The organism is Vibrio sp. V03_P4A6T147 (assembly GCF_002241085.1).
Lineage (GTDB): Bacteria > Pseudomonadota > Gammaproteobacteria > Enterobacterales > Vibrionaceae > Vibrio > Vibrio anguillarum.
Genome location: NZ_NDIO01000001.1, coordinates 1 through 5,075 on the forward strand (window position 1 = coordinate 1; position 5,075 = coordinate 5,075).

Consider the following 5,075-nt stretch of genomic DNA (forward strand, 5'->3'; position numbering starts at 1 on the left):
TGTATCTGGCTATGCTGTGCGTTTTAACTCACTGACTGCTGAACAACAAGCTGACGTTATTGCACGTACTTTCACTGAATCTCTATAATTTCAGTTAAATTACTAGCAAAATAGTTAAGCCCTGCTCGATGAGTGGGGCTTTTTTTATACTCAGAAATCAAAAATGCGCAATGCATCGACCACAAATGTTACGCTTACCACATTTATTTTGATTCAATTGCCTATTTATCAACTGAATAGCGCATCTTTCCTATATGATTAGGGCTTGTCTATACTCTGCAGTGTTCGTATGAAGCTATTTCACATTCTTCCATTGACGTTACTCAGTGCTTCTGCGCTGGCCTCTCAACACGCAACGGTTGCTTTTAACCTCGATAACGATGGCGTATTTGGCGTAGATCGCGACTACACCAATGGTTTATTTTTAAGCTACACCTCAGGGGCGATTGCTCCATATTGGTGGACTAAACCACTCAGCCTTTCGGTTTGGGGAGCGGCCCCATTGGACAAATGGGAGATCAGCATTGGCCACAAAATGTGGACTCCTTCGGAGATTTCTCTTACCAAACCAGAGCCGAATGAACGACCTTACGCTGGGTATTTACACACCGAGCTTAACTATATTAGTTTGCATCCCCAACAAGCCACGCGGGCAAATTTAACCATTGGAACCACCGGAGATGCTGCGCTTTCTGAGAAAGCGCAAAAGTTAGTGCACAGCATCACTAAATCTGACGAACCCAATGGCTGGGCCTACCAAGTAGAGGAAAAAATCGTCGGCAGCGTGGGTTATCTGTCTCACTTTAATCTGACACGATACCGCAGCTATGCAGGAACTGACGTTGAGCTTTCCAACGTTTCAGAGGTCAATGTAGGTAACTTTCGCAGTGATCTCTCCACAGGTTTTATGATGCGTTGGGGGGCCGATCTTGCGGGTAACTTTGGCAGTGCTCAAATCAGTGCAGAAAACCCTTTCTCGGCAGGGATGATTGGTGCCTCGGATACTGGATGGTTTCTATTCGGAGGTGTAGAAGGACGCTATCGCTTCAATGACATTACCATCGAAGGAGATAGGCCTTTAAACGGATTGGATCACCCATCTGAATATTACCAAGTTAACTTGGAAAATCTTCAGGCGACCGCCGTAGTTGGTGCGGCTTGGTATATTCAACAAGTCGGTGCGAGTTTAACGTTCACCGCAAACACACCTGAGTATAAGGAAGACAAAAACTCCATTCACGGTGTCGGCAATATTTCTCTTTTTGCTTTTTTCTAACGTTTAGCAAACTGAAATTATATGGTGAAACTTTGGCAGTCTACACTTAGGCTGCTAGAGCGTTTATCCACAATCTGGCTGGTTGCTCTTAACTGTTCATTGTTCTCTTCCAAGGCTTTCATGGCTCGAGATATTTGTATCATATTATCTGCCATTGAATGGCTAGTGGTCGCCAAATCTCGGATCGATGCAAAAATGGCTTCTGTTTTATTCGCCGCTTCATCTGCTTTTTTGATAATTTGCGCGATGGCCTGTATCGCCTCATTACCTTTCTCTTGCCCACTCTGCATAGACTGCTCAGATTGCGCAATATAAGTGATTACTTCCGCACTTTCCTTTTGCATAGTATCAATCGTGCCGGAAATTTCGGCCACGGCATTGACCGTTCTTACCGCTAAACTTCGAACTTCATCAGCGACAACAGCAAAGCCACGACCTTGCTCTCCCGCTCTCGCCGCTTCAATTGCGGCATTGAGTGCCAATAAGTTAGTCTGCTCGGCAATACCATTAATGATGTCCATCACCGAGTCTACTTTTGCAGAAGCTTGTTCAAGTTGATGAATGTGGCCTGCGGCCGAGCTTAGGATTTTACCAACCTCAACCAGTGACGTAATAGCAACGGAAATCACTTTTCCTCCCTCTTCTGCGCTTTGCATAGAAGATTTACTGAGTTCCGCAACAAACTCCAATGAGTTGGAGACTTCTTGGGTCGTCACGCTGACCTCTTCTGTGGCCGATGCCAATAATTGCGTTTGTCCCAAAACGTCAGATTGATTTGTCACTAAAGTGTCTAATCCAACATTCAGTGATGCGGCATCACCAGACAAGGCTTCACTGCTTTTCTGCACACCACTCACCAATTTCCCTAAATTTTCACAGCTTTGGTTAATGGCCAATGCCAGTTGATTGAATTCGTCCTTTTCGTTATTCGTCATCGGCATACGGCGTGACAAATCGCCACGCGAGATATTGTTCAACACGTGAATAGTTTGCGACAAAGAACGAGAAAGAGAAAAACTAAAGGTAAGGAAAATAGCAATGGTCAATATGGCAAGTAACGCACAGGCCGCTAATACGGACCACTGTGTTTGCGATGCGGTCGTTTTTGCGGCCAACTGATATTGCTCACTCAACGCGGAAAGCTTGGTTGAAATATCTTGAATCACCGACTTAACTTGCGCCTCTGTATCGCCTCTTTGTTTCTCCATCACTTGCAATTGCTGAGACAGTTCACTCACACGTAAAAAAGCCTGTTTAAATTGTTGTATCTCTTTTTCATACAGATCCAACATCGAATAAGAATCAGACATATTGACGAAACTGGCCATAGCACGATTAAACAGTTTTAAGTTTTGCTCCGTGGGTTCTAATAAATAATTTTGCTGCGCCTTAACCATGGCTTGAAAATCCGAGTTGATTGTAACCATCCCCGTCTCATCTATCTTTTTCTCTATCGTAGTGGCCAACGTTTTCAGCTCACCCAGCTTACCTTCGTTAACGTTGAAACCCACCTCTGATTTCACTTGCAACCAAGGACGCAAAAATTGGTCAAATTGTTTGGCCGCCTTGAGCAACACTTCCCCTTCTTGAGCAAAATTGGTCTTTTGCAGGAAAGCAACATTAGCATTCACCTCTCCCATCAACTGATCCAATTTATTCAAAATCGAGTTGACCTGATTGCCTTGCATGTTGTTGAGCTCTGATGCAAGCGACAACAAATTTGCTTGAGTAGTAAATATCGCCACAGAACCGGATGCCACTTCGCCACTGGAACGATACTGTTCATCCATTCCCATCAAGCTCTTTGCGGTATAAATCCCTAAACCTAAAAAACCAACACAAAGGATAACTAAAAATAGACTGATTTTTTGCTTTTGAGAAAACTGTACATCCATGAACTATTCCTTATTTAAACCCTATCGCATTCAACGAGTTCTTATTTCTATACAGTGTAGTCAATGTGCAGAATTTCATGACATTCATTTTGAGCCACAACATATGGTTTAGGATATGCGGCGGCAATTGCACATTAACCCTACTTAATCCCTACCATTTGTAATAAAATAACGGGCAAATAACCTATTCGAGATGAACTGATGTCAACAACTGGTCGTATTCATTCTTTTGAGTCTTGTGGCACGGTAGATGGCCCTGGAATTCGCTTCATTGTTTTTATGCAAGGCTGCCTAATGCGTTGTATGTATTGTCATAATCGTGACACATGGGACACCCATGAAGGCAAGGAAGTGACTGTTGAAGAAATCATTACCGAAGCAAAATCTTATCGCCATTTTATGAAAGCCTCTGGCGGCGGAATTACCTGTTCAGGCGGTGAAGCTATGCTTCAACCTGAATTTGTTCGTGATTTATTCCGCGCAGCGCAAGCTGAGGGCATTCACACCTGCTTAGATACCAACGGTTATATTCGCAAACACACAGACGTGATTGATGAAGTACTCGATGCCACTGATTTAGTGATGTTAGACATCAAACACATGAAAGATGAGATCCACCATGATTTTATTGGTGTGTCGAATAAGCGAACCTTAGATTTCGCGCGCTACTTACACACCATAGGTAAAAAAACGTGGATCCGTTATGTGATTGTTCCTGGCTACACTGATGACGAAGAAGCGGCTCATATGCTTGGTGATTTTATTAAAGATATGGATAACATCGAGAAAGTAGAGCTGCTGCCTTATCACAAATTGGGCGCTCATAAATGGGAAGCAATGGGGCTAGAATACCCATTAGAAGGTGTGAATCCGCCGTCAAAAGAGACCATGGACAAAATCGTTGGGATCTTAGCTCAGTATCACTCAAACATAAAATATTGATTGCTTGATTTAATAACCATAAAAATGCCAGCATAATGCTGGTATTTTTATAGAGAGGCTAGCCATGCAGCTGGAACAACTTGCGGTGCTATTGCTCCTGCTACTTGTTGGGTTAACGACCCTTCGCGATTTTAAATACTCATTTTGGACAAAGTTTAAGGCCGAGAAATCCTTTCAGCATCTCACCTATTTTGCCTCTTTTGCGCTTTTTCTTTTGTGGTTAGCTCAAGCCGGAGTGACCGAAGGATTGCCTATCCATTTTCTCGGTTTAACAACCCTCACGATGATGTTTGGCTGGCGCTGCGCATTTGTTATAACTATTCCTGTTACATTCGCACTGGCGGCGGTCGGTAAACTGGCCTTCTTTAACATCCCCGAATACTTACTGCTATCATCGCTACTGCCAATCCTAGTTAGTTATGCTTTGTTTGCTTTGAGTTATCATTATCTACCGCGCAATATTTTTGTGTTTATTTTTGTGGCTGGTTTTTTAAATGGCGGCCTGACGGGTAGTCTGCATTTGGCCATTAACACCGCTTATCAATTGCTTCTTGGGCAACATGACTGGCAAGTCATCCGCGATAATTACCTAATTTTTGTTCCTTTACTCGCTTTCCCAGAAGGGCTGCTCAATGGTATGGCGTTAGCGATACTATCCGTATTTAAGCCAGAATGGTTGCGTGTCTTTTCCGACAAAGATTATATCTATAACCACTTACACAAAAAGTAACAAGAATTGCACACATTTTATGCTTTCCATATTAAATCCGTGTTGAGATCATGTTTCATTGTCGATAATTGCTGTTAACCTTATGCCATCAAATAGAACATAAAATTTAGTGAGGCTACCTCCATGGAAATGACCAACGCTCAACGACTAATTCTATCTAATCAGTATTTTTTGATGTCACAGATGGATCCCAACAACGCCAAAAAATACAAGCGGTTACAAACCATTGTAG

5 protein-coding genes and 1 pseudogene are annotated in these 5,075 nt (G+C 42.9%); 5 read left to right on the plus strand and 1 reads right to left on the minus strand.

Annotated features, from left to right (window positions below; all coding sequences use genetic code 11):
- Both B9J84_RS00005 and B9J84_RS00010 read left to right on the plus strand, forming a co-directional pair.
- Positions 1-88, plus strand: a pseudogene (locus B9J84_RS00005) (autonomous glycyl radical cofactor GrcA); the annotation flags it as partial.
- A 201-nt stretch (positions 89-289) separates the two neighbouring features.
- On the plus strand, positions 290-1,276 hold the full coding sequence (locus B9J84_RS00010; protein WP_179217480.1) for a lipid A-modifier LpxR family protein: 987 nt from the start codon (positions 290-292) through the stop codon (positions 1,274-1,276).
- Between the two features lie 17 nt (positions 1,277-1,293).
- Here B9J84_RS00010 and B9J84_RS00015 read toward each other — a convergent pair whose 3' ends face one another.
- Entirely contained in the window at positions 1,294-3,171 is a 1,878-nt protein-coding gene (locus B9J84_RS00015) for a methyl-accepting chemotaxis protein (protein WP_017048071.1), read from the minus strand.
- A 201-nt stretch (positions 3,172-3,372) separates the two neighbouring features.
- Between B9J84_RS00015 and pflA the strand changes: the two genes are divergently transcribed.
- The 3 genes from pflA to B9J84_RS00030 all read left to right on the plus strand — a co-directional run.
- On the plus strand, positions 3,373-4,113 hold the full coding sequence (pflA, locus tag B9J84_RS00020) for a pyruvate formate lyase 1-activating protein (protein ID WP_013856543.1): 741 nt from the start codon (positions 3,373-3,375) through the stop codon (positions 4,111-4,113).
- 64 nt (positions 4,114-4,177) lie between these two features.
- Positions 4,178-4,843, plus strand: coding sequence for an energy-coupling factor ABC transporter permease (locus B9J84_RS00025; protein WP_019280921.1), 666 nt, complete (start codon positions 4,178-4,180; stop codon positions 4,841-4,843).
- A gap of 123 nt (positions 4,844-4,966) precedes the next feature.
- A partial coding sequence (locus tag B9J84_RS00030; protein ID WP_179217481.1) for a YfbU family protein occupies positions 4,967-5,075 on the plus strand: 109 nt, incomplete at its 3' end.

Bases quoted from the DNA above. Each gene is read 5' to 3' on its own strand.
- pflA (WP_013856543.1), top strand. From the start codon at position 3,373: ATGTCAACAACTGGTCGTATTCATTCTTTTGAGTCTTGTGGCACGGTA.
- B9J84_RS00025 (WP_019280921.1), top strand. From the start codon at position 4,178: ATGCAGCTGGAACAACTTGCGGTGCTATTGCTCCTGCTACTTGTTGGG.
- B9J84_RS00010 (WP_179217480.1), top strand. From the start codon at position 290: ATGAAGCTATTTCACATTCTTCCATTGACGTTACTCAGTGCTTCTGCG.
- B9J84_RS00015 (WP_017048071.1), bottom strand. From the start codon at position 3,171: ATGGATGTACAGTTTTCTCAAAAGCAAAAAATCAGTCTATTTTTAGTT.